The organism is Thermoclostridium stercorarium subsp. stercorarium DSM 8532 (assembly GCF_000331995.1).
GTDB lineage: Bacteria > Bacillota > Clostridia > DSM-8532 > DSM-8532 > Thermoclostridium > Thermoclostridium stercorarium.
In genome coordinates, this window is the sequence record NC_020134.1 from 2,523,346 (window position 1) to 2,544,186 (window position 20,841).

Here is a 20,841-nt window from a genome sequence, read left to right on the forward strand (position 1 = left end):
AATGTCAATAATTATAAAAGTCAGCTTCCCTCCGGCGGTACTAACCGCATCAGGTTCAAAGGGTTAAGAGGATAATCCTCTTTCTCAGCCTTTGAAGGCACCCCCAGCTTTAATGCCTTATTCTGTTTCTAAACTATTCTGCCTTGATCTTATCGGTGCTTTATCAAATTTCAAAATTACCTTCAGTTTTATTCCCCATAATGCAACTTTAGCTTAGCAAAAAAATCTTCCAGTGTAAAGCGCGGATCGACGTAATTATAAACACCTATAAACCGTTCATTCTGGTAATGCACATACCGCATGTCCGGCGTTATTCGCGGCGCAGGCTTCATTTCATAATGATACTCGTGCGGATCCAAAAGCAGGCTTACCGCCGGCGAGTCTCCAAGACTCCACATTTCTCCTTTTGGAAAGCGCATATTGTCTTTCAATTTAAAATTCAAATCATAAAGCTGCCGGAATAAATATTCGCCGATTTTGCCGTAAGGCTTTACCTTCACCGCCAGGCTTACCCTCATTGTGGTGTAAACATTACGCGGTACCTGCCATAACGGTATGTTTGAACGCATTACAACGTTTGCGGCGTCGATGTCATTGCCAAGGTTAAATTCCCTTTCGCCATTTGGCCACGCACCGCCACCAATCCATATCGCCGTAAGCCTGTTTTCAATGGCGGGCTCTTTCAGGTAAGCCGAAGCCAAATCTGTTAGCGGGCCGAGGAATATCACATATAACGGCTTATCACTGTCAGACATGGCCTCGCGGATAATCAGGTCGGCACTTTCCGAAGGCATTGGCGTATGTTCATCGGGGATCTTTGCTTCGGCCCCGTGATATACTTTAACCTCACTGGTCAAATCCATAAGTTCAAGTATTTTAACACATTCCTCATAACTTTCCTGCATGGATTTCGCCGTGCGCTGAGTGCCAAAATGAGCCGCAATTATACCTTTAACAATAAATCTCGGCGTAAGTAACGCATGCACAATGGCAAACTGGTCGTCGGCCTCGTTTTTGGCATCGGTGTCAATAATCAGCCTTATTTTTTTGGTATCGGGAATGTCAAACCGGTGTTTCAATTGCCCCCCACCCCTTTTTCATAAAAAATTACAGTGCAGCTATATCCAGAATATAATATTATACCTGCTTAGTCAAACCATTGACACTCAATCGAAAATAATACTTATACGACTATAGACCTTCTATTTATTACTGTGACTATAAATTTTTATATTTAATATTACTTCCTGCGATAAAACCAAAACAGACTTCGGCTCTGTCTCCATACTCTCAGATTTCAAAAAACAGCCTTTTCCTATTATTTTGATATTTCGTTTTTAATTATGGTGTCCGCAATGATGTGTCCGCTCAGTATGAACTCTCCTGCATTTATTACAACCGTTCCCTTCGGTGCATAAATCAGCCCGTTTAACTCAAATTTCGAAGCATTTATTTCAATGTTTCCCTTTTCAGAACATATTACAATTTTCCCACCTTCAATGCCTTTGAGCCGGGAGACATTTAAAGATATGCCGCCGGTTGCAAAAATTCCTGCTGAGATATCTAACGACTCACAATTAATTGTTACATCCCCGTCAACAGCCAAAGGCGCTGTTATACTTGCCCGACTGCCGCTATAGCTCTTATTTGCAAAATAACGTATTCCGTTTTTCAATATTTCTGATTTTATATCATCCGCCCATTCAGGCATTCCAATAAATTCCGCACCGGCCTGCCTGTTTTTAACGTTTATGTGTTTCCCTAATGTCACGATTTCACCAGCTGCTTTGCAAATACCGTCCACCGAAAAATTAAAGCCATGGAACAGAAAATTATTGTTTGTGTGGATATCTCCGGATATTTCTATGTCCAAACCGTATACTGAAAGGGGAATTTTACCGCTTCCCGAAAACACGGCATAAGGGAAACTGCTGTAAACCTTGTCCTGTTTACCAATGTCCCATTCTTTTTCTCCGATATTTTTATCACCGCTGTCATTATTGTTGTTACTCTTCCCACTGTCCCCGCTACTGCTACCATTCTCCGTTATCTTTTTGACATGTATAATAACCGTATCCTCTGATTCAAGCCACCCGTCACTTACGATAAGCCTGCATTCCCATATCCCCGGGGGCATGACTACATTAGGTTTGACTCCTTCCGCTTCCCCGAAAGGGCCTGTCCACTTGTATCTCACAATGTTTCTTCCGTCAGGGTTGAGATCAGGTTCCCTTAATCCTTTTAAAGAAGCGTCCGGATCATACGACAACGAGCCGTCCAGCGTTACTTTTACACCATCATCGGAACGGGTTTCAAATGTTTTATCGTCTCCTGCATTTGCAACCGGAGCCCTGTTCGGAATGCCTATTCCAAAGAAACAAAAATGTTCAACTGCCCCTTCTATGGTTTTCTCTTTTGTGTCAGGGTTACCTCCCACCCCCGGGTTTACCGGAGAGGTTATGTCTATTGTCTTACCGTCCTTGAACTGGTATAGCCTTATATCATTTTCATTTTCCTCAAATCCTCTTATGTCATATTTAAGTTTTACCCGCGCCTTACCTGTAAATCCGGCATTAGTTTCAATGTTATAATATACAGGGAACGTATTCACTATCGAAGATATGCCGGCAGGCAGTTCATTATGAACTGTAACGGTTGTAGCACCCGGTGTATGCACTTTTTCAAAAATAACTGTCGTCCCGCTGTTCTCATCAATAACTTCAACATTTTCACCAACAGGAGTATTCACTCCTTTTACCGTAATAGTTATCTCTTCAACAAGAACAATATCGCCTACTAAAGCTTCGAACCTGATGCCCTTGTGAACTCCTACCTGTTTAAGAGCAGGCGTCCATGAAAATACTCCCGTTTCCGTGTCAAACTTTGCACCTTCCGGTAAATTATATGCCGCGAAAATTACTTTTTTATTATCATTCCCTGTAACACTTACCGTAAAAGTCAGTAACTGACCGGCATTAACCGTTTTGTCCCCTATCGGCTGAAGTTTAAGCGGTTCGGTTACTTCCACCTTCAGTATATTTCCTGCGGCGTCGTATGTATATTTTACCGTTGTGCCGTCATCGTATACCACTTCCACAAGCCTGTCTAAATCATCATATTTGTATGTAACCGCAAAACTGCCTGAGATATACATTAATGTGGTAATAAGCAAAAATAATATAAAAAAAGATGTTTTAATGCTGTTCATTTTACCCACCCCATAAGCGCCGAACATTAAAATTCAGATGTACATCGCCGTCAAAAATCTTTATCTGCAGAGATTACAAACAAAACAGTCAACATGTAATATTACAATTAAGGCTTATAAAATTATGCCTTGCGGGTTGTAAACAAATTCCTTTTTATAGACATACTCCAGTAGGGAACATTTTATCTAATATCAGTATAACATGTTATTTTATACCTGTAAAGTCATACCATATAACACTTTCACCGAAATGTCCAGCAACAACGATCAGTATATTTGCCCATTGATACCTTCTCTTTTATAGAATAATTTTTAAAGCTTTTTTATAAATATTTTTATATATATTTATCAAGTAAGTAGATTATATAAAATAGTGCACTCTTTTTCATTCATAAAACCCTTATACCTATATCTCAATTTCCTGATGTATAAATTATAATAAAAATAACAGATGTACCAAAATATTAAGAACTATTTTGACATACATTAAGCGTGTTTTTACCTAAAGAACTCTATTACACAACTGTATATATATTTTGAATCCTCTTTCTGTGTTGTAATAAAAGATCACACCAGCTTTATACTACGTGACCATACAACTATTAAACTAAATTCTGTTTTAGCACTTTGTATTTTACCGATATGTCTATTCCAACCATCATAGTCGATTAATTTGCACTTTCTAAATGCTGTATAAACTCCATAGGGTTATTGCAAAATCTCAAAGCATCTGATTCTTTAAGTACGTCGATAATTCTCTTCATATTGGCTTATATAGTATTACCATGGTAATGCTTTTTCACTGGAAGATTTGGCTGGTATCGGCTGAGGGTGTTAAAATAAAATTGTGTCTGGTGTATAATAAAATCACAAAGGAGGCTGGTAATTATGGATAAAAATACCTATTATGAAACAGTCAAAAATATGGCGGTTGAAAAAGTATTAAACCAGTATTGCTCTGATTCAGATCCATCACGCCCTGCCCTCAAAAAGTTGCTGGAGGATTTGCTCGACTGGTTTATGTTGTCTGAACGCCAAATCTATCTCTTGAAAAACGAGAACGACAAAGGCAACGGCTTTTATGATAGAAAACTTGGTACACCTATGGGTAACCTGGACATCTCTGTCCCAAGAACTCGCACTGGCGATTTCAGACCCCACATCCTACCTGAACCGTATAAAAGGGTGGATGAATCCTATACAGACCTTCTTATGTCCCTTGTTGTCAACGGTTATTCAGAATCTTCTCTCTTAAATACCCTCAAAAGCCTCAACCTTCCTTACTCTGATGATGAACTCAACAAAATCAAAGATGACCTAAAAAGTGAATTAGACCTTTTCAAACAACGGGAATTACCCGAATCGGTGTTTGCTTTATTAATCGATGCTTATCATTGTGAGATAAAAGACGGCTCAAAAGTGAAGAAAGCCGCATGCTACATAATCCTTGGCGTTGATATGGAAGGTAAGAAAGACATCTTTGGCCTTTACACCTTCTTCGGCAAAGAAAACAGAGCCGATTGGAACAAGGTCTTTGAAGACTTGATAAACCGCGGTCTTAAACGAGTTTTAGTGGTTGTAAGTGATGATTTCCCAGGTATTATCGAGACCGTCAAAGCTGTATATCCATATGCTGATCATCAGCTCTGTTTTGTACACCTTCAGAGAAATATCCGCAAATACATGACCAAAGCTGATGCCGCAGAATTCAATAAAGAACTCGATAAAATAAAATTTGCTTCTTCCTTTGATGAAGCTGTTCAAAAGTTTTATGACCTTTGCAGTAAATTTAAGAGTAAATATAGCCGATATATGAACATTCTCATGGAGAAAGCAGAACATTATATGGCTTTCATTAAATACCCCGAATCCTTGAGGAAGCATGTTTATACTACCAACAGTGTAGAGAGTATCAACAGTCTAGTTGAAAAAATTCGGATAAGATCGGGTGGTTACTTTAACTCTGTCGAAGTATTGGAAATTAACATATATTTACAGAGGGAGAACTTGAGGCGGACAAAATGGAAAAAAGCGGTACCAATGATAAATGCTCACATTTATGAAATACAACAAATTTTCCAGTTACGTTACTTTAATCAGACACAAAATTCTTGACAACTCTCTATTCATATCTTGTTATCCTGTTATTCCAGTCTGTAACTTTTACCAGTTTATTGATCTCATTATATTCGTACCTTACAATCCTTCCACCAGGATAGGTTAACGCAATTAAGTTTCCAACAGTGTCGTATGAATATTCTACCACATTGCCTCTGAAATCCGTATATTAGTCAATAGATGGGATTATAGGCATTCAGAAGCTCTGAATAAAAACAATGGTAATTGAAATGTAAAGGGAAAGCGCTCTCCGGCATTAAAAACAAAAAAAGCACAAGGGTGGTTTTCCGTCCGTAATGTAACTCAGGAAAACCACCTTCGCGCTCCTACCACTTCTTATTAATACCCGCTATTTTATGAAAGATTCCTTCTCAGCGTTTCTGCAAGATCAACACGTTCCCACGGCATGTTAATCGCATTACTGCCAAAATGTCCGTAACATGAAACTTTTGAAAATATAGGGTTATTCAGTCCAAACTTTCTGATAATCACCGCAGGACGGAGATCAATATTGTGTATAATGTAATTACACAGTTCTTCATCGGATACCTTACCTGTACCGAAAGTATCCACCATAACAGAGATGGGCTCGGTAAGCCCGATGGCATAACTTAACTGGACTTCGCATTTATCTGCAAGACCTGCCGCCACAATATTTTTTGCCAGGTACCTGGCCATATACGCTCCGCTGCGATCAACCTTTGATGCATCCTTACCTGAAAGCGCACCTCCGCCAAACCGTGAAAATCCGCCGTATGTATCTACAATCGTTTTTCTTCCGGTAAGACCCGAGTCGGCCGCAGGTCCGCCTATTACAAATCTTCCTCCAGGATTTATAAATATCTGTGTATCATCATCAATCAGCTCTTCAGGAAGAGCAGGATAAATTACGCGATTAAGCACATCATTGCGCAAAGTTTCTGTTTTTGCCTCTTCCCTGTGCTGACATGACAGTACAATTGCCGCAACTCTTGCAGGAATGCCGTTTCTGTATTGAACGGTTACCTGGGCCTTTCCGTCGGGCAACAGATACGGTAAATCTCCGGTTTTACGTACCTGTTCAAGTCGTTTTGTAAGAGCATGGGCCAGCTCGATGGGCAGAGGCATAAAGCACTCCGTATCACGGCAGGCAAAACCGAACATCATACCCTGGTCCCCTGCCCCCATATCCAGCTCATCCTGTTTTCTGATTACGCATTTTGCAATGTCCGGGGACTGTTCATGCAAATTGACATATATTTTACACGTGTCGGCGTCAAAACCGCGCCCCTGTTCAGTATAACCTATTTCCCTTATAACCTGCCTGGCAATTTCCTCGTAATCAACCCTGGCCGTTGTGGTAATTTCACCGAAAATATGCACCTGATCGGTTGTGCAGGTAACTTCGCAGGCTACATGGGCGTCCGGATCATAGATAAGAATTTCGTCCAGTATGCGATCGGCTATCTGGTCGCAAATTTTATCCGGATGCCCTCTTGTTACTGACTCGGAGGTAAAGTACGTTTTCATGGTGCTCCCTGCCTCACATGACCTTATGCGGTTTCAGTTTTCCGCTGGTAATCGGTTTGTAATCAATCTCCTTCCATAATTCATCCGCAACGGGAGCCCATTTTTCCGCGGCAGTTTTACATTTATCACAATAATCCCGGGCATTTTCAGGACATTTCAGATCAGTGGATTTCGCTCCGGTCTCTTCAACCATTTCGGCCAATCGGCCATAATTGTCCAGAACAGGGCAAGGCCTCAGCATATTGTCATTGAACGGCTGCCTTGCGCGATATGCCTTAAACAGAGGTGACTGATAAGCTTCAAGCAGTGTTTTTTCTCTGATATTGGAATCAGAGTAGTGTACAAAGGCACAGGGCTCAATGTCGCCATTTGCGTTAATGTGAATATATGCTCTTCCCGCTGCAATGCATCCGCCTACGAACTGGCCGTCATTCCAGAAATCAAGAGTAAATATGGGTTTTTCTTTTCTGAATTTACGAATCTGGTGATACATGAACTTACGCTGCTCGGGAGTAACCATCAATTCAGGTACTGCATCGGCACCTATCGGCATATATGTAAAGAACCATGCAAATTTCGCGCCTCGTTTAATCATTTCATCAAAATACTCTTCGCTGCCGATAACATCTACGTTCTTGCTCGTGTAGCAGCAAGAAATACCAAATGCCAGCTTGTGTTCCCTCAGTATGTCCATCGCTCGGATTATTTTCTGATATGTGCCTTTTCCGCGCCTGAAGTCAGTTGCGTCTTCAAATCCCTCAACACTTATGCATGGTACGAAGTTTTTAACCCGAAGCATTTCTTTTGCAAATTCTTCGTCAATCAGTGTTCCGTTTGTAAACGCCAGAAATGCACAATCATTATGTTTTTCGCACAATTTAATTATATCGTCTTTTCGAATAAGCGGCTCGCCGCCGGAATAGAGATAAACATATGTACCATGCGCTTTTCCCTGATTAATTATATTGTCCAGCTCGTCAAAGGAAAGATTCATTTTGTTTCCATACTGGGCGGCCCAGCATCCGGTGCATTTAAGGTTACATGCCGAGGTTGGATCCATCAGAATTGCCCACGGAACATTGCAATCATATTGCTCTGAAACTTTAGTCTGAATTGGCGTGCCTATCATTGAACCGTTGACCACAAAATTTTCGAAAAGTACCTTGCGTTGCCCGGCATCAATATCCGTCCACAGGCTTTTAATTAATTTTGACCAGTTGCTGTTGGGATCGGCGATGGCTTCCTTGACTGCGACAACCTGTTTCGTGACTCCCTTGCCTATATCATGTTCCAGAAGCCAGTCCAATATTTTCGGAATATTTGCGGTAGGATCTCTGTCAAGATAACTATAAACTGCCTTCATGCCCAATTTTATCGCTTTTTCGGATAAATTCATACCAGTACCTCCCTGATATATTTTCTCTAAATAAAGTTTAAACCGCTAAAGATTGCTCCCTCAACAGACAAAAGAGGAATTTTGTTCAAAAATCGAACAAAATTCCCCTTTTGAATAAACTTTAAACATTTTTACAGTTCTGTCTGATTTTCAGACAAATTCTTATTTTTGTCTGAACAGTTCTCAAGGGCACGCCGTATATTTCCTTCCATAATTGTACTTAATTTGTCTATGTACTCGTCTACATCGGGCTTCATATCATTCCACAGATATTTGAGAAACAGCCCCATAAAAGCAAACTGATAAAACTCGGCCACGTATCTGATATCTTCGTCGGTTACATTCAGGCCCTCTGCTTCCTTTTTTACCAGATCGTACATGTGTCTGTTCGTCGAATCAAACAAATAACGTTCCAGCTGGTCACGGTTCAGTGAATTGAATATATGATACACAATCTGCCGGTTTTCTCTTACCATTTCCATAACAGCCTTGAGCAAATTCTGCAGGGGCTCATTTGCATTTGCCTCTATAACCTTTTCCAGTTCCTCTTTGAAAAAAGAGTCAAGCAGATCATATATATCACGGAAATAGTAATAGAACGTATTTCTATTGATTCCGCATCTCTCTATTATATTTGTTACCGTGATTTTGTCCAGCGGACTTTTTTCAAGCATTTCACGGAACGTCTGTATTATTGCTTTCCGTGTAAACCGCGCCATTATCTTTCTCCTGAACCGGGTAATACCTTCTTTAAATAAAAACCAAATTTCCTCGTATGAACAATCTCATATTGTAGATATAGCAGGTTTTGCCGAAGCAAAACCTGCCACTATAATAACAAGGCCTCAATTTATGGAGGTGCTATACATTATTCTTCGGGCATTGCCGGAGTTGTATTCTTTGGTTCGGGTTTGTCGGCAACAGCGCTTTCGGTTGTCAGAATCATGGATGCGATTGAAGAAGCATTTTGCAAAGCGCTGCGGGTAACTTTAGCTGGGTCTATAATTCCAGCATCAAACATATTAACGAATTCTTCTTTTACTGCGTCAAAGCCGACGCCTTTTTCGCTCTTCTTAACCCTCTCAACAATAACCGAACCGTCCAACCCAGCATTTGTAGCTATCTGACGGAGGGGTTCCTCAAGAGCCTTCAGAATAATCATTGCACCTGTCTTTTCGTCACCTTCAAGAGTATTGACAAATTTTTCAACTTCAGGGATTGCATCTATAAGTGCCGTTCCGCCGCCGGCTACAATACCTTCCTCCACTGCAGCTCTTGTTGCGTTAAGAGCATCTTCAACCCTGTACTTCTTTTCCTTCATTTCTGTTTCGGTTGCGGCACCTACACGGATTACAGCAACACCGCCGGCAAGTTTAGCCAGTCTTTCGCTCAGTTTCTCTTTATCATATTCGGAAGTTGTTTCCTCAATTTGTTTTCTGATGGATTCAATTCTGTCTTTAATCTTCTTCGGATCTCCTGCACCGTCAACTATAATTGTGTTTTCTTTCTGAACTTTTACTGATTTTGCCTTACCAAACCATTCAAGCTTAATGTCCTTTAACGACAAACCAAGTTCGTCGGATATTACCTGTCCGCCTGTCAAAATTGCAATATCCTGTAGCATTTCCTTTCTTCTGTCGCCGTAGCCCGGAGCTTTTACGGCAACGCAGGTAAATGTACCCCTTAACTTGTTGACAATAAGTGTCGCCAGAGCGTCTCCTTCTACATCTTCGGCAATTATCAGGAGTTTTCCGCCGTTTTTAACAATCAGCTCGAGCGCAGGCAGCAAATCCTGGGCACTGCTGATTTTTTTGTCGGTTATCAGAATGTAAGGATCGTCAATTACTGCTTCCATTTTTTCACTGTCGGTCACCATGTAGTGGGAAATGTAGCCTCTGTCAAAAGACATTCCCTCTACATATTCAATGTATGTTTCGGATGTCTTGGATTCTTCTATTGTAATAACCCCGTCTGCCGTAACCTTTTCCATTGCCTCTGCAATAAGGTTTCCGATTTCAGGATCGCCGGAAGAAATTGTAGCTACATAAGCCATGTCATTTCTGCCCTGTATTTTTCTGCTGTTGTTCTTCAGTACCTCCACGGTCTTTTCGGTTGCCTTGTCAATTCCTCTCTTCAGAATAATCGGATTTGCACCGGCAGCAAGGTTTTTCATTCCTTCCCTTACAATTGCCTGAGCAAGTAAAGTAGCCGTTGTGGTTCCGTCACCGGCAATATCGTTGGTTTTGCTTGCTACTTCCTTTACAAGCTGAGCCCCCATATTTTCATAGGGATCTTCCAGTTCAATCTCCTTGGCAATTGTAACACCGTCATTTGTGATAACAGGGCTTCCGTATTTCTTTTCCAAAACTACGTTTCTTCCCTTAGGCCCAAGTGTTACCTTAACGGTATTTGCAAGTTTATTTACACCGGCTTCTATAGCCTTTCTTGCTTCAAGATCAAATGTTATGATTTTCGCCATATTAAGTCACCTTCCCTTTATTCTATAATTGCCAAAATATCATCCTGTTTGACAATCAAATATTCCTCGTCATCAATTTTTACTTCGGTTCCCGCGTATTTACTGTAAAGAACTTTGTCTCCGACTTTCACCTGCATTTTGATTTCTTTGCCGTCCTTAACCTCCCCGGGACCTACCGCAATTACCTCTGCAATATATGTTTTTTCCTTTGCCTTAGAGGGGAGAACAATTCCGCTTTTTGTGGTTTCTTCGGCTTCTGTCTCCTTTAATACAACCCTTGTTCCCAAAGGCTTTAAGGTCATAATCCAATCAACTCCTTCTTAACTTATTATTGTTATGAGTGAGGTATTACCTCGCTGCTATAAGACACTGAACGCCCCTTTCATAAAACAGACGGGGAAAACCTTAAAGGAGGATTAGAAGGACTTATTCGGATAATTTTATAATTTTTAGCACTCACTCATAACGAGTGCTAACAACTATAATTGTATTTTTTAAACTCCCATAGTCAATAAATAATGGACCTGAAAATTGGGGATTTATCCTAAATATCTGGGGATTTTTTTAAAAATCTTTTGATTTCTAAATAATGCTATGCCATTTATGCAAAATTTTCTAAGTGTTCAATTCATCATAGTTGCTTAAATAATGGCTACTAAGTTATACTTAAAATTAAAATGTTATATTTATAACCGGTATGTTTTCTGAATAAATCAGGAGAAAATGAATTTGGGCAAAAAAACAACCAGAAGAGGATTTGATCCCAACGACTTCAGATGGTTTTCAGACGAAGCCGTTGAAAAACTTAAAAAAGCCCAGGATGAAATTCAGTGGCTTCTTGACAGAGGCTACAAATTTGATACGGTGCTGCCTTTTGTATCCAATCATTACCTTTTTTCGGCAAGACAAAGGCTTGCCCTTCAGAGATCTGTTTCCAGCTCGGTTAAATTTGAAAAAAGGAAAAAATCAATGCTCCCACTTGAAACCGCAAAAGACGGCTGCATTTATATTGATGGATTTAATTTGATTATAACGCTAGAAGTTGCGCTTTCCGGAAGTCCGGTGATTCTGGGAAGGGACGGAGTTATGAGGGATCTTGCCGGTCTTCACGGAACATACAGGATAATAGACAAGACCGATACGGCACTGAAACTGATTGGAAAAAGTCTGAATGCCCTTTCGGTACAGGCAGCGATTTTTTATCTTGATGCCCCTGTTTCAAACTCCGGACGTCTTGGGAGAAAAATAATTGAATGTTCTTATGACTGGAATATTCCTGTCGATGTTGAACTTGTACCGAATGCCGATACGGTGCTTTCGAAAATGAACAGGGTTGTCACGTCTGACGCTATAATCCTGGATTCCTGCACGGGATGGTTTAACCTGGCAAGGGAAATAATAGAGAATTATATAAGTAATACATGGATTGTAGACCTGACTTAAAATATGCCGTCGGTTACGGGCTTTCTGGTCGGTGCAACGCTATTATTAAAATATAAAAGTGCAAACTGCGTTTTGTCGCGCAAATTCAGTTTTGTTTCTCAAAATAAAGCTGTGGAAGTATTATTTTAACTTATTTCTCTTCTTTGTCTTTCCAAAAAAAGACCGTCCTTTTGGAATTTGCATTTAGACTTTGTTCATTATCCGCCGGCATGCATTTAATAAAATTTTTTGTTAATTCCTTTAAGTTACGGGGGATATTTTACCTTAGAACAACACTTTGGAAATGCCATTCGTTATATATATGGTTTTATCAAAAACGTTAAAAACGAATGGAGGGAACATAATGCAAAAAGTTAACTTTGTTACTTCTTTCGAAAAATCTTTGAATCACGGTTTCAACCCCGGGTCATTATGCAAAACTAAAAATTCAAATTACAGATTTGGGTTTACGGCTTTAACAGATATCATAAAGAAATACATTTTTAAGATAAAAAAATTTCATGCCTCAACCCTGCATGAACTTAAACAATACTGTAATTCAGAACATTTACCCGAATTCCTTGAAATGGTTGAAACTATGGAAAGGACTCAAAAGTACAGTAACGGAGAAATTATATACAACAGCTGTAAACGGTATATAGTTTGACCGTTTTATAGAAGTTTTTATATTTAAAATTACTCCAGAACTATAAGCGGGACAAGCATTTCTTTCTCGGTCAGGCCCGCATGATGGCCTTTGAAAACATATGGTTCCCGGGAAGTAAGTGTTCTGTAACGCAAAAGCTTACCGGTCACGGCGCAGGCCAGGTAATTTCCTATAAAATCGTCAACCTTTTTGTGCGGTTTCCCCTTGCCAAGAAGGCCGCTGCTCAGCACCACTTCCCTTGGAATAAGAATAAAATCATCGCTGAAATATTTTTTGAATCTTTCCTCAAAAACCTTTTCCATCCCGGGTTTTACAAAAAGCGATGCAGCCCTTGGCTCTATCGAAGGCGGCATAACCAGGCATTCGTCTATTTCCGGAATTTCGTTCAAGTATATTTCCCCGTTTATATCAATCTGCCCGTGATCGGCACTAATAATGACCACTGTATCGTTTAGCTCTTTATGCATTTTCAAAACCAGTTCGTCAAGTTTTTGCATATAAAGTTTTACATCATCGGTATAGCAACCCTTTTCATGCATTGTGGAATCGGGCTCGAGCCAGTATGACATAATAAATTTTCTTCCCTCTTTGTTGCACAGCTCCAAAATGCTGTCAAAAAGACTCTCCTCCGAACTTATTCTTACTTCAATGTTCGGTCCGTCAGCCATGGTGATTTTTTCAGGTATTACCGTATACGATTTAACAGAACCGTTTGCCTCATCTATCAGCTGAAATATACTTTTATACGGCATTAATGTATAAGCGGCATGCAGACTATAGTTATTCGTTTTTGAAAAACTGTCCTGATTTGTAAAAGTGTCGATGCACCCGTTAAATTCCTTGAAATACAGCGACCACCCCAGCCATCCATGCTCATTGGGAGACAAGCCTGAATAGTAAGCGGTCATTGCGGCAGTGGTGGTGCTTGGGAATACCGACGTTACCCGGCGTTTAATGTTACTTCTTAGAAAACTTTCAGGCCTGAGATTTTTCTCAAGGACATCCGCGCCCATTCCGTCGAAAATCATCAGCACAATATTCTTATAGTTTTTAAGCAGAATATTGTCGAGTAAATCAATTGTGGAATATCCGGTGTCTATCCCGTAATGTTTAAGTATTGAAGAAACAATATTTAATATACAGTTATCATAATCAGGCCTTATTATTTTGCTCATTTTTCCGCTCCCGATTACTTATCCCCGATATATCTATATGTGTTATTTATGGATAATACACCGGAAAATTCAAAAATTCAAGCGCTTTTATTTAATTTTCGTCATGTTGTTAAATGCCACAGGACTGACTAAAATTTCTAACCCTTTATTGCTCCGCCTATTGTCAGGGCTTTTTCCACCTGCTTGCTAAACAGACAGTAAATAATTATTGTCGGCAAACTTGCCATTACCATTGTTGCTCCCATTGCACCCCAGTCGGTGGTAAACTGGCCCTGGAAAAACAATATTCCCAACGGCAGTGTTTTCAAATGCTCTTTTACAATTAACACGTTGGCAAGTATAAACTCGTTCCAGGCATTTAAAAAGATATAAATAACAAGCGTGGCGGTAGCCGGTTTCACAAGGGGTACAATGATTCGGAAAAAGCATGTATAAACACTTGCTCCGTCGATACATGCAGCTTCTTCAAATTCCGGGGGCAAAGTAACCAAAAAACTATAATACACGAGGGTGGCAAAGGCAAGGTTAATGCCTGTATAGGGCAAAACCAGGCCAAATCTGCTGGAACCCAAATTCAAGCCGTTAATAATCCGTGCCACGGGTATTAATATGGCCTGAACAGGAACAAACATTCCAACCGAAACAAGTATTCTTACAAATTCCCTTCCTCGCCATTTCATCCGGGATACCGCATAGGAGAAAGGCAACGCCAAAAGGATGGTAAGAAACACCGTCGCAAAAGATACAAAAACACTGTTACCGAAGTAAACCGGTACGCTGTATTCCGACCAGGCCCTTACATAGTTTTCAAAGCGAAATACCCGCGGAAAGCCGAACGGATTAGTCACAAAAATTTCGTTATTGTCTTTGAATGAATAGAATATCAGCCAAATAATGGGATACAATGACACAACCGCATAAATCCAGCAGAAAGCGTTAAATATTATCCTTGACGTTACATTTTTTTTTGCATTACCCCATCCAATCATTTGCACTACCCTTTCGCAGCAAATTTATGAAAAATTGGAACCGGCACCTGCCCCATCAGCATATACTGCAAATTTTTCAACCGGCCTTAAAATTCAAATTCTTCCTGGGTTTATAAAAATCTTCACTCTGGCGTACCAACCTGTTGATGATTATAATAACAAGAAGGCATTCCAAAACCATAATACTTGCAGCCGCCATTCCATATCCATACCGGTATTCCCTGAAAGCCGCCTTGTACATGATATATGTCAAAGTGTAAGTAGCATTCCCCGGTCCGCCTTTGGTCATGATAAACATTTCGGAAAATGCTTTTATTCCGCCTGTAAGTGACACAATAAGGCTCAGTTTGTAGGTTTCGGCAAGAAGAGGAAGAGTGACGTGCCAGTATGTTTTCCATTGTGAAGCGCCATCTATTTTTGCGGCTTCGTAATAATAATCCGGAATGGATTTCATTCCTGCCATAATAAGCGCAAACTGATAACCCATCCACTGCCATGCGTTTACAAAGGCAACCGCATAGATTGCCTTCGAAGTCTCTGAAAGCCACTTCTGTCGATATCTCAGCCCAAGGGCTTTAAAAAGATTGTTCAAAAGGCCGTAATCGGCGTTATATATGGAAAGCCACAGCTGACACACAACGGTAACAGAAAGAACCACCGGTAAAAAATATGCGACACGCAGAAAATTTTTGCCTGCTATTTTCATGTTTGTCAGGGCAAAGGCAAAAAAGCTGCCGAGTACAAGCTGAAATACCGTAATGACTGATGAAAAAATCAAAGCGTTTTTGTTCGCAATATAAAAAACCGTGTCCCGGAAAAGCATTGTGTAATTTTTAAAACCAATGAAATTACCGCTTCCAATCCCATTCCATTCATAGAAGCTTTTCACGAAAACCTGGATTATCGGGTATAGGATCATTATAATAAAAAGCGTAAGTGCCGGTAAAATAAACAGTATTATTGCAACAGGATTACTGTAGAATTTTCTCAAATGAATGCACCTTCCGAATTTTATAGTAATTTATAGTAAGGTTTTAATGAAAGGACAGTCATCCATAGAACGGGGATTCTTTGCCGGGTGATCGGCGGCATCGCCTTTCACCCGGTTTCGAAGAGCCCCCTTTGCTTAATCCAAATTCTAATTCAGGGAATTGTCAACTTCCCGGATAAAATCATCCACACTGTAATCGGAAATAAGTAAAAATTTGGTCTGATCTTCAATGGTTGTTTTAAACAGGGAATTGGTAAGATGCCAGTCAAATTTTGTAACACTGGTTATATTAGGTATGTGATCCAAAAGCTTTTTTGTCATCGGAGCGTAGTCGGTTTCAGGTTCAACATCCACCTTTAGGGCAACGAACGGCATTCCACGTAATTTCACTTTTGCTTCACAGTATTTCTCTGAAATAAACGCCGCAACTTCCGCCGCCAGTTGTGCATGTTTGGATGAAGGGTTTACCGCATAGCCTGATGCTGCCCCGCCACCTGACCATACAGTTTTTCCGGCCTCGTAGGATTCTTCGTCATAAGAAGGATAAAACATCCAGTCAACGTTGTCCCCCAAAGCTTTCGTTGCATCGGGAATGTACCACTGTCCGTTCAGGAACATGGCTGCTTTGCCTGACAGAAACAGTTCGGATGCCTGATCGTAATTCGTAACATTTACGCTGTCTGAGAACAGTCCGGCCTTAACCAACTGCTGCATTGTCTTTGCGGCATTTACATATGCCTCATTTGACGCCTTTGCTTCCCCGTTGTCAAGTTTTGCAATTCCACCGGCATCCCATCTGGTTGCAAGGCAGTCATAAAACGCAACCGTAATCCACCCTTCCGCTCCAAAAAGCGCCATGGGGATTATGTCATTTTCCCTGAAAACTTTTATAGCTTCCAGCAAATCGTCAAAAGTCTTTGGTACTTTCACCTTGTACTGTTCAAACAATGCCTTGTTGTAATACCACAGAACATATTCGTTGCCTGCATACGGAAATGCATAAATATTACCGTCTTCGTTATAAAGAATGTTTTTTGCACTTTCATAAACCTTGTCAATAAAACCTGTTTTTTCAGCCACCTCGTTCAGGATCATGATATTTCCCGACTTTTTAAAATTCTCAATCTGTGCAAGTCCAACCTGATAAATATCGGGGAGGTTGCCTGTGGCAGCCAGAGTCATCAGTTTCTGTCCGTCATCCTGCGCCTGAGGTTCAAGTTCCAGTTTTACATTCGGATATGCCTTTTTCAGTTCTTCCACGGCGTAATCATACGGTACCTTGGTGTCATCATCAAAATACTGGGCATAAATTCGAAGTGTAATTTTTTCTTCCGCATTGTTGTTTTTTTCTGTCGCATTTCCTCCTGTGGATGATTCATTGCCTGAATTTGTCGTACACCCTGCAAGCATTGAGACAGCAATTACAATGACGAGTAAGATTGCCAATTTCTTATTCATACTCTACCTCCTCCAGACAATTTTGGGAAGATTCCTTTCTTCCAAACCCCCCAAGGTCTAGTTTAGAGGCATTCTGTATTGTAAACAACGGAAATTTCAAAATTGTTTGGTAATATTCAAAATTTATTTTTCGTTGCGCTGGGTAAATAACCAAAAAATTTCTTGTAGCATTTGGTGAAATAACTTACATCATTATACCCGACGCTGCATGAAATGCTTGAAAGTTTCTGCCGCCCCTCCATAATCAGTTCCCGCGCTTTTTTCATTCGCACTGCGGTTATATAGCTGCTCATCGTCATATTATATGCTGACTTAAACATTCTCCTGAGATATGTCTGATTTACATGGAGTTTTTTTGAAATATCCGCCACCGTAAGATCCGGCTCATGGAAATGACTGTCTATGTACAATTTTGCCTTTTCGGCAATTACGGCTTCCGCACTGTCGGTGTTTTCTTTTTTGAATTCCACAGTCTTTTTGTAACAGTCGTATATAAATTCCCGTTTTTTCGTGTATGGCATGTTACCCGTCAGCATTGTGTAGGGATAAAAGTCTTTTCCGAAAATGTCATCTATATTCCTTCCGTTTTTTACTATGTATGAAAAAAGCAGACTTAACAGACTCATATATATCATCGGGGCAAATTTGGGATTTTCGTATTCCCTGATTCTGTCCAGTTCAGCGGAAATTAACCTTTCAATCCTCTCATAGTCCAGTGCGTCAAGACTATAATATATATCATCGATAATTTTCCATGAATAAAATTCCTGATTGGCATTCAGTCTCATTTTTCTATAATCAAATATCCCGGATTTTCGCAGATTGTATGAAACACTGAGCGCCTGTATTGTCTGGTAATAGGCGTCCTTTATTTGCGAAATTCGGTAACAGTAATCACTGATACCGACGGAAATGTTAAACCCCAGGTGCTTTCTGGCAAGATCAATCAAATCTTTAAATTCGTACGCGGCATAATTTTCCATGTCTTTTTTGTCGAGGAAGTTTAGTATTGTCACTATATTGCCCTCATAGTCATAAAAGATTTCAAACACGCCGTTAATTTTTATCATGTTATGAAGCAGCTCATATAAAATATGTCTCCATTTGACAATATTGTCCGGGTTTACCTTATTCTCGTGCAGTTCTGTTTTCACGGTAGCGACCAAAAAGTATTCCGACGGGAATATGCCGGACTCATACTGGCTGCCGGGATTGTTTGAATAAATGAGTTTCCTTAAGAAATCCTCCTTTTGTTTTATTTGTATTTCCTCTTTTTCATTCTGTTCCTCAAGGTGTCTGTTAACGTTATCCTGAAGTTTCAGCAGGGAAATTATAAGCTCTTCCTTTTCAAAAGGCTTGACTATGAAATCACATACTCCCAGCTTCACTGCCTTTCTTGCGTATTCAAATTCACTGTTGCCGGTTATAAGTATAATTGACAAATCCGGATTTTCAGCCAGCAGCATTTCCGACAGCTGAAGTCCGTCATAATACGGCATTACAATATCGGCCAGCACAATATCGGGAAGGTATTTTTCATAAAGTTCCAGCGCCTCTTTTCCGTCTTTTGCTTCACAGCATATTTCAAATCCGTATGCATTCCAGTCTATGAAATTTCTGAGATATTCCCGGAAAACAGGCATGTCATCCACAATCATTATCTTCATCATTTCCCTGTTTCAAAACTCCCTCCTGTTCTTTTGGAAGCCTGATGTCCACCTTTGTTCCCAATCCTTCGGTGCTGTTTACTGAAATTCCATATTTATCGCCAAACATAAGCTTTATTCTGTGGTTTACACTGTATACGCCAAAATGGCCTTCAACATTATTTAACAATATGGATTCCAATGTCTCTTTCTTCATTCCTACGCCGTTATCCTCAACTGAAAGGATAACATAATCTTCTTCCATTCTTCCGGTAATTGTTATATTTCCAGTCCTGTCCAGATACTTTATTCCATGATATATTGCATTTTCAACCAGAGGCTGAAGGGTAAGCTTTGGTATCAGCATATTTTCAATTTCCGCGTCGACGTCGATTTCATAAGTGAACAAATCACCGTACCTGATTTTCTGTAATTCCAGATAATCCTCAACAATTCTTATCTCCTGTCCGACTGTAATTATTTCCTTCCTGTCTGACAATGAATTTCGGTAATAATCGGCCAGCTTGCTGGTTGCCCTTCTTGCTTCACCGTTTTTATTCATTTCTATCAGTTTTATTATGATATCAAGGGTGTTATATAAAAAATGGGGTTTTACCTGCTGGTGCAGCAAAGAAAGTTCGTATTCCCGTTTTTTCCGGGCTTCGTAGTCCACCTTTTTAAGTAACTCTTCCACCTTTTCGGTCATATAATTAAAGCTCTTTCCCAACTGACCGATTTCATCCCCTGTTTTAAAATTGAACCTGATTTTCATATTCCCTTTTGCAATTTCTTCCGCGCCTTTTTTGAGTTTCATAAGCGGCTCGGTTATTCTGGAGGTAAGATAACCTGAAAGCGCAATTTCCAATAAAGTTGCCACCGTTGCGACCACAATAACAAGATAAAATATTCTCTTTGCATCCACATTGAATTTATCCAGATCGGTTATAGCTATCAGCGTCCATTGGTAATCTTCAATCCTGTAACGCGATATGAAATATTTCCTGCCTTTATGCCTTTGTATTACGTTTCGTGCGGATTTATCAATCAAATCCAAAGCATCCCGCTCGTTGAGGGTTTCAGAACAAATCCCGTAACTTATAACCCGGTTATTATCATCCAGAAGAAAGTAGCTAATCAGCTGATTTTCCAAATTCCGTTCTATGGAACCGATACTAACATTAATAATCAAATATCCCAAAGGTTCGCCCGAATTTATCCGTATAACCTTTTTACCAAGTGTAAGCACCGGCCGGTCTGCATCCCGGACCATATACTCGCGTTTCTCATAAGGAAACCATATTGATTTGCCCGTAGTAGCTTCCAATTTACGCAAAATAGGGCTGTCCCTGAATCTCTCAATGTTTTTCAGCATGGAATAGTCTGAAACATAAAAGTTGCCATCCACACTGTAAAAAGCCACCGAATCAATTTCATCAAAGATAATCTTGGAGACATACAATTCATTGGATATAGCTTTCTGGTAATTTAACACGTTTTGTTGCGACATCTGGCTCAGTTGTTCTTCAAAAGCTTTATTAATATTAACGGTTAAATAATTCGAGCAGTTTTCAGCATCCCGTAAAACCCGCGTAATGCGTGATGCAATTATTTTGCTTGAATCCTCCACACTTTTTTCGGTTCTTTTATTAACCGAATCGTCATAAACATCTGTTAAAAGAACTGCAAAGGCAATTACCGGTACTATGGCAACAATAATATTAATCAGAATAAGCTTTTTCTTAATGGATAACTGATTTTTGAACCGGAACATAGAGAACCCTGT

The 20,841-nt window shown here is 40.1% G+C and carries 16 protein-coding genes and 1 riboswitch; of the genes, 3 read left to right on the forward strand and 13 right to left on the reverse strand.

Going from position 1 to position 20,841, the window contains the following annotated elements; genetic code table 11:
• Positions 1-9: 9 nt before the first annotated feature.
• Positions 10-115, reverse strand: a riboswitch (TPP riboswitch).
• Between the two features lie 73 nt (positions 116-188).
• Positions 189-1,079 carry a nucleoside hydrolase gene (locus CST_RS10925; RefSeq protein WP_015359972.1) on the reverse strand — a complete coding sequence of 297 codons (891 nt, stop codon included), beginning with the start codon at positions 1,077-1,079 and terminating at the stop codon, positions 189-191.
• Positions 1,080-1,318: 239 nt separating this feature from the next.
• Positions 1,319-3,208: a putative Ig domain-containing protein gene (locus CST_RS10930; protein ID WP_015359973.1), complete on the reverse strand. Its 1,890-nt coding sequence runs from the start codon at positions 3,206-3,208 to the stop codon at positions 1,319-1,321.
• 888 nt (positions 3,209-4,096) lie between these two features.
• Here CST_RS10930 and CST_RS10935 point away from each other — a divergent pair.
• A complete protein-coding gene (locus CST_RS10935) occupies positions 4,097-5,323 on the forward strand; it encodes an IS256 family transposase (RefSeq protein WP_015358103.1) in 1,227 nt (408 codons plus the stop codon).
• 357 nt (positions 5,324-5,680) lie between these two features.
• Here the strand turns inward: CST_RS10935 and metK are convergent, their stop codons facing one another.
• From metK to CST_RS10960, 5 genes are all read right to left on the reverse strand, one after another.
• Positions 5,681-6,835: a methionine adenosyltransferase gene (gene metK, locus CST_RS10940; protein ID WP_015359975.1), complete on the reverse strand. Its 1,155-nt coding sequence runs from the start codon at positions 6,833-6,835 to the stop codon at positions 5,681-5,683.
• Between the two features lie 13 nt (positions 6,836-6,848).
• Positions 6,849-8,231 carry a radical SAM protein gene (locus CST_RS10945; protein ID WP_015359976.1) on the reverse strand — a complete coding sequence of 461 codons (1,383 nt, stop codon included), beginning with the start codon at positions 8,229-8,231 and terminating at the stop codon, positions 6,849-6,851.
• A 131-nt stretch (positions 8,232-8,362) separates the two neighbouring features.
• Positions 8,363-8,950 carry a TetR/AcrR family transcriptional regulator gene (locus CST_RS10950; protein ID WP_015359977.1) on the reverse strand — a complete coding sequence of 196 codons (588 nt, stop codon included), beginning with the start codon at positions 8,948-8,950 and terminating at the stop codon, positions 8,363-8,365.
• Positions 8,951-9,099: 149 nt separating this feature from the next.
• Positions 9,100-10,710 carry a chaperonin GroEL gene (gene groL, locus CST_RS10955; RefSeq protein ID WP_015359978.1) on the reverse strand — a complete coding sequence of 537 codons (1,611 nt, stop codon included), beginning with the start codon at positions 10,708-10,710 and terminating at the stop codon, positions 9,100-9,102.
• A gap of 17 nt (positions 10,711-10,727) precedes the next feature.
• The gene (locus CST_RS10960) at positions 10,728-11,012 is read right to left on the reverse strand and encodes a co-chaperone GroES (protein ID WP_015359979.1); all 285 of its coding nucleotides are present in this window, start codon (positions 11,010-11,012) and stop codon (positions 10,728-10,730) included.
• Between the two features lie 427 nt (positions 11,013-11,439).
• On the opposite strand from CST_RS10960, the gene CST_RS10965 reads away from it, so the two are divergent.
• Together CST_RS10965 and CST_RS10970 are read left to right on the forward strand one after the other, a co-directional pair.
• Positions 11,440-12,153 carry a DUF434 domain-containing protein gene (locus CST_RS10965; RefSeq protein ID WP_015359980.1) on the forward strand — a complete coding sequence of 238 codons (714 nt, stop codon included), beginning with the start codon at positions 11,440-11,442 and terminating at the stop codon, positions 12,151-12,153.
• A gap of 343 nt (positions 12,154-12,496) precedes the next feature.
• Entirely contained in the window at positions 12,497-12,799 is a 303-nt protein-coding gene (locus CST_RS10970) for a hypothetical protein (protein ID WP_015485132.1), read from the forward strand.
• Between the two features lie 29 nt (positions 12,800-12,828).
• On the opposite strand, the gene CST_RS10975 is transcribed toward CST_RS10970, so the two are convergent.
• The 6 genes from CST_RS10975 to CST_RS11000 all read right to left on the reverse strand — a co-directional run bounded on the left by CST_RS10975 (position 12,829) and on the right by CST_RS11000 (position 20,829).
• A complete protein-coding gene (locus CST_RS10975) occupies positions 12,829-13,974 on the reverse strand; it encodes an alkaline phosphatase family protein (RefSeq protein WP_015359983.1) in 1,146 nt (381 codons plus the stop codon).
• A 137-nt stretch (positions 13,975-14,111) separates the two neighbouring features.
• Positions 14,112-14,963 (reverse strand): carbohydrate ABC transporter permease, encoded by an 852-nt coding sequence (locus CST_RS10980; protein ID WP_015359984.1) that lies wholly within the window; start codon positions 14,961-14,963, stop codon positions 14,112-14,114.
• A 76-nt stretch (positions 14,964-15,039) separates the two neighbouring features.
• Positions 15,040-15,954 (reverse strand): carbohydrate ABC transporter permease, encoded by a 915-nt coding sequence (locus tag CST_RS10985; protein ID WP_015359985.1) that lies wholly within the window; start codon positions 15,952-15,954, stop codon positions 15,040-15,042.
• A 147-nt stretch (positions 15,955-16,101) separates the two neighbouring features.
• Positions 16,102-17,412 carry an ABC transporter substrate-binding protein gene (locus tag CST_RS10990; protein ID WP_015359986.1) on the reverse strand — a complete coding sequence of 437 codons (1,311 nt, stop codon included), beginning with the start codon at positions 17,410-17,412 and terminating at the stop codon, positions 16,102-16,104.
• 116 nt (positions 17,413-17,528) lie between these two features.
• Entirely contained in the window at positions 17,529-19,082 is a 1,554-nt protein-coding gene (locus tag CST_RS10995; protein WP_237266336.1) for a response regulator transcription factor, read from the reverse strand.
• The gene (locus CST_RS11000; RefSeq protein ID WP_015359988.1) at positions 19,057-20,829 is read right to left on the reverse strand and encodes a sensor histidine kinase; all 1,773 of its coding nucleotides are present in this window, start codon (positions 20,827-20,829) and stop codon (positions 19,057-19,059) included. Before CST_RS11000 ends, CST_RS10995 begins: the two co-directional genes overlap by 26 nt.
• Positions 20,830-20,841 lie beyond the last annotated feature (12 nt).